The following is a 5,340-nucleotide window of genomic DNA, read 5'->3' as shown; positions in this document are numbered from 1 at the left end:
GCCTATGCATACGGATATGACGCTTTGGGACGGCTTTCCCAGATCCAAAAAGACGGGAAACTCCAGACCCGGTATGGGTATGACGCTTTCGGGAACCGCGTCCTGAAAGAGGACCGTGCAGGGCGGACAACTTACCGCCACAATGCCCTGAACCAGCTGATCACAGAACTCCGGGAAGGCACCGATCCGGTAAATAAGAGTTTTGCCTATGATAAGCGTGGAAACCTGACCCGCATCACGGAGAACGGACAGATGGCACAGCAGTATGTGTACGGGGCGCTGAACCGCCTGGAGGAAGCTGTGAACGGAGCCGGGAAGGCAGCGAAGTACCAGTACAACGGGCTGGGGCACCGGGTAGGGAAGCTGGAAGGGACACTGTCCAAAGAGCAGTTAGAAGGACTGGATCCCCGGAACGGAATCAAAGCGGGGACGGAGATCGGGAACTGGAACCAGATCCGCTATACCATTGACCTGACAAGGGAGTACCACAACCTGCTGGTAAAGGAAGAGGGGGAGAGGAGCCAGACGTACTTCTGGGACGGGAATGTGACGTCTTATGAAGAGAATGGAAGACAGAGCTATTACCTGCAGGATGAGCTGGGAAGCCCGATCCGAATCGAGGATGAGACGGGAGCAGTAAGGGAGAGTTACGGCTACGGAGCATTTGGAGAGGACCTGTATGGGAACCAGGGGGAGATGCAGCCGTTTGGGTATACGGGGTATCAGAGAGATAAGGTGGCTGGGACTTACTATGCTCAGGCGAGAGAGTATCAGGCGAAAACAGGGCGCTTTATAGGCCAAGACAAAATGTTGGGCTTTATGGAAAGAACGTACACATTGAACAGATATGTTTATTGTTTTAACAGACCAGTCAATCTTGTGGATTTGAATGGCGCGTGGCCTCAGTGGATGGAGGATATCGGAAATGGTTTGAAAGATGCAGGGGACTGGCTTGGTAACAAGATAAGTGATGCGGCGAGATGGTTTAATGATGAGATATGGTCGAAACACATTTATGGAGAAGATACAATTTTGTATGAAAGAGATATCAATGGCAATGAATATCAAGTCATTTCACATCGGGGTGGTAACATAATTGTCGCAAAGAAGAATCTAAGAGGTGAATTTAAAGGATGGACAATTAATGCGAAAGTGACTCTGCCCGGAAATATTACAATAGGAAGTGAATTATCAGGAGAAAATTGGAATCCATTAACATGGAAATTTAGCCAGGATGCTTCCATAAAGTATAAAAATCATACATATAAGTATGGATGGTTCTATGATAAAAAAGGAGTCGGGATTAATTCTGAAGTAGGAGGAGATAGTGGAAATATGCCGCTTCCATTGCCAGATGGAACTGAAATTGAGGATTATGCCAATATTACATGGAGTTATTCATCTGATATTTATATCGCAAACTGGAAACAGGTTTTTGAAGCAGTAAGCGTAGTAGCGGCAGTTGCACTGTTGGCGATACTGGTGGCGGATGACAGCACGGGAATTGGCGTCATAGACGATCCGCTTATTGGCCCAGTAGTAGCATATATAGCTAAGGTTGCCCCGAGTCTGTATCAATTTTTTGTTGATTTGGTACCTAAATTAGCAACGTGTGGAGGTTAGGAAATGAAAACAGCAGGGAAAGTAATTCTGGGGATATTTATAGGCATAATTCTTCTATTTATAATCATGATTGGAGTGGGGGTACTGGTAGATTTAGGAATATTGAAATTTAGTTCCGATGAGCCTGAAATAAGGATCGAGTATAAACCTCACAATATTAGTGAACCGATAGATGAAGATTCCATACCGGACTCAGAATATTATCCTTCGCCGGAGCAGGCGATGAAAAACAGCAGCTTTCAGGTTGAACCGGAAGAAGTGTATCAGAAAAACATGGATGAAGTTATTGCAAAATTTGAAAACGAGAATTATGCTTCTGTATATTTTAAATCCATAAAAGATAAAAATACAGAATGCCTGACATTTGCTAAATTTAAAAAGAAAGTAATTGAAGGGGAAGAAAGATATACATATATAACAGGTTTTCCGACAGAGTCGGAAAGGGATAATTTTACAATAGGGACACTGGAGTCTCTGGTTCAAGGTCAACTGGCACTAAGCGATTTCACCCAGAGTGTTAACATCGATCCAGAGAATACCAGATTTGTCTGGGGGGATTGTAATTCAAAAGAGATTTATAAATTAAAGATAGAAGGACAGAAACCATCAGGAATAATACCGTATGAGTCTTTCGGTGAAAAATGGTACTTCTGGTATTATGAAAATCTGGAAAGCGACATTGCGGGAAGTCAGTTACAATTTACTTTAGATTAAATGTTTTTAGTTAGCAGATTGAGTGGTAGCAGGATGCATGTAACAGGCTCGTAGATATTCGCCAATATGGAAAATTCAGGAAGAAAAACCATGCGTTTGCGAATGCTGTAGAACGGAACCGGACCTGCCAGGTGACCCGGTACCTCCGGGACCTGAAAGGGCAGGTGACAGAGGTCATCGACGCCCTGGGGCAGAGGGAGCAGTATGCCTATGACGGGAAAGGACAGCTCCTGTCCAAGCTGGACAAGGAGGGCTTCCTGACAAAGTATGCCTACACAAAGCAGGGGGACCTGTCCCGGATCCAGTACGCGGACGGGCGGGAAGTGAAGCTGTCCTACAACCCGCTGCGCCAGCTGATCCTTGTGCAGGACTGGCTGGGAGAGACGAAGATCACGCCGGACGCCCTGGGACGGGCGAAAGCCGTACAGTACCCGGACGGCAGGGAAGTATCCTATACCTATGGAAAGAGCGGGGAGCGGACAGGCATCACCTACCCGGATGGAAGGACCGTAGCCTACGGATACGATGAACAGGCAAGGCTTTCTGAGATGAGGGAAGGGGACCGGGCCATCACCTACGGTTATGACGCCTTTGGAAGGCTGGCGGAGAAGAAGTTCCCCAATGGGACAGAGAGCGCTTATACCTATGACAGCAAAGGCCAGCTGACGGAGCTGGTGCACAGGGACAGGGAAGGTGTTTCAGACCGGTATACGTATCTGTATGACCTGACAGGGAACAAGACCGGGATCACGAAGGAGAGAAGAGGTCTGGAGTCGGAGAGCGGAGCCTATGCATACGGATATGACGCCCTGGGACGGCTTTCCCAGATCCAAAAAGACGGGAAACTCCAGACCCGGTATGGGTATGACGCCTTTGGGAACCGCGTCCTGAAAGAGGACAGTGCAGGGCGTACAACCTACTGTCATAATGCCCTGAACCAGCTGATCACAGAGATCCGGGAAGAGGGAAGCGCAGAGACGGCCCTCCGGAAGGTATATCAGTATGATAAGAGAGGAAACCTGACCCGCATCACGGAGAACGGGCAGATGACACAGCAGTATGTGTACGGGGCGCTGAACCGTCTGGAGGAAGCCGTGAACGGGGCCGGGAAGGCAGCGAAGTACCAGTACAACGGGCTGGGGCACCGGGTCGGGAAGGCGGAAGGAAGGCTGCCGGCAGACCAGACCGGGAAGCTGGATCCGCAGAACCGGATCGACCGGGAGATTGGGAACCTGACCCAGATCCATTACACCATCGATCTGACAAGGGAGTACCACAACCTGCTGGAGAAAACTGAAGGAGAGAAAAGGCAGACGTACTTTTGGGATGGGAACGTGGCATCCTACGAAGAGAATGGAAGACAGAGTTATTATCTGCAGGATGAGCTGGGAAGTCCGCTGAGGATTGCAGACGAGAGTGGGACGATACGGGAATCCTATGGATACGGAGCATTTGGAGAGGACCTGTATGGGAACCAGGGGGAGATGCAGCCGTTGGGGTATACGGGGTATCAGAAGGACAAGGTGGCCGGGACTTACTATGCTCAGGCGAGGGAGTATCAGGTGGATGCGGGGAGATTTAGCAGTCAGGATATAATAGGCGGATTTATTTTGCTTCCGGATACCTTGAATCGCTATGCTTATTGCTGGAATGCTCCGATAGATTATGTGGATAATGATGGAGAGTTCCCAACAATTGCAATAGGCGCGTTAATAGGAGGAGCGGTCGGAGGAATAGGTTCGATTATTTCTGACGTGTCGAAAGGTAAGAAAATTAACTGGGGAAAAGCTGGCAAGAATGCCTTAAAAGGAGCGGCAGCCGGAGCTGTCATAGGAACTGGTGTGGGGGCAGTTGGGGCCTTGTCAACAGCCGGGGCTTCAACTGTAGCAGTAAATACAGCTGTAGCAGCAACAGCCGGAGCTTCATACCGAGCGGTAGCAGACATTGCAAATAGCGTTAGGACTGGGGAAATGACAATTTCTCCGTTTAATAGATATATAACTTCTGCTACTACTGGTGTAATTATTTATACATCTTTTAACATAGCACCGAGAGCAGCAACAATAGGAGCGATGGTACAAGTGGGTTCAGATTTAATAGCGGGAGAGGTTTCTAGTCTGGAATCTTATGGAAGTGCAGTATTTTCAACAGCGTTAATGGCAAAATATATAAAAAATCCAACAAAAATAGAAAATTTGTTAGGAGTTGCCGCAGGTAGTGCAGGTACACAAACCATTGAAGCGCTAGGAGGAGTACAAAAATTTTCAACAGTCGAAGATTTTGCGTTAAATGTCATGGAAGAATCAGCTATTGCAGTTGTGATTGCATTGGTAGCTGGCAGATTAGGACAGATAAAATATATTAAGGATGTATTAGGAGAAGATGAATGGGGCGCAATTATAGATGGACTCAGAAGAAAAATTGAAAATTGTGTGGATTGAGATGGGAGAGCATTGTATTATGAAATGTAAAAAATGCGGAAAAGAGATTATATGTACTGGATTAAAAGTTCCTAGAAAATGTGACGAGTGTGGAACAGAATTTAAAATGAATATTCACAATAAAGGTTTTTTGATCTATCTTATAGGAAGCATAGGAATAATGTTTTTGTCTATTTTAGTATTAAAACAATTTTGTAATGTGAAATGGGTGTTAACCCTTGTGTTAATAGTAGAAATAGTTATTGTTCCTAATTATTTGGAAAGATGGCTATATAAAAGGGGGCTTATGAAATACAAAAATATTACTACATAATCATAGATGTTACCAACATAATAAAGAGAGGGAAAAAGTGATGAACCGAGTATTCCAGACCTCAGAGATCGAGACCATGTGACAGGATTTAAAGACCATCCTGGAACAGTGCAAAGAACACGCCTCTGCCATGAAGAGCTGCGCGGACAAGGTGGAGAGCGCCCTGAACAGGGTGCCCCGGGACGTACAGTACGGGGATGCCTTCACCGCGCTGTACAGCCTGCGGCAGTCCCTGAAGACCGACCGGAT

4 protein-coding genes are annotated in these 5,340 nt (G+C 46.7%); all 4 read left to right on the top strand.

Features of this window, described 5'->3' with window-relative positions; all coding sequences use genetic code 11:
- On the top strand, positions 1-1,623 hold a 1,623-nt coding region (locus B5G27_RS15715; protein ID WP_143449758.1), incomplete at its 5' end, for an RHS repeat domain-containing protein.
- Positions 1,624-1,626: 3 nt separating this feature from the next.
- Positions 1,627-2,337, top strand: a complete 711-nt coding sequence (locus B5G27_RS15710; RefSeq protein WP_087179785.1) for a hypothetical protein — start codon at positions 1,627-1,629, stop codon at positions 2,335-2,337.
- 131 nt (positions 2,338-2,468) lie between these two features.
- Positions 2,469-4,778: an RHS repeat protein gene (locus tag B5G27_RS15705; RefSeq protein ID WP_087179784.1), complete on the top strand. Its 2,310-nt coding sequence runs from the start codon at positions 2,469-2,471 to the stop codon at positions 4,776-4,778.
- A 19-nt stretch (positions 4,779-4,797) separates the two neighbouring features.
- Positions 4,798-5,091, top strand: coding sequence for a hypothetical protein (locus B5G27_RS15700; protein WP_143449757.1), 294 nt, complete (start codon positions 4,798-4,800; stop codon positions 5,089-5,091).
- The last annotated feature ends 249 nt before the right edge of the window (positions 5,092-5,340 follow it).

This window comes from Lachnoclostridium sp. An76 (genome assembly GCF_002161355.1).
In the GTDB taxonomy this organism is placed as follows: Bacteria; Bacillota; Clostridia; order Lachnospirales; family Lachnospiraceae; genus Mediterraneibacter; species Mediterraneibacter caccavium.
This window is presented reverse-complemented; position numbering and strand designations above follow the sequence as displayed.

Excerpts from the sequence above, each read along its gene's own strand:
- B5G27_RS15710 (WP_087179785.1), top strand. The coding sequence starts at position 1,627 with ATGAAAACAGCAGGGAAAGTAATTCTGGGGATATTTATAGGCATAATT.
- B5G27_RS15700 (WP_143449757.1), top strand. The coding sequence starts at position 4,798 with ATGAAATGTAAAAAATGCGGAAAAGAGATTATATGTACTGGATTAAAA.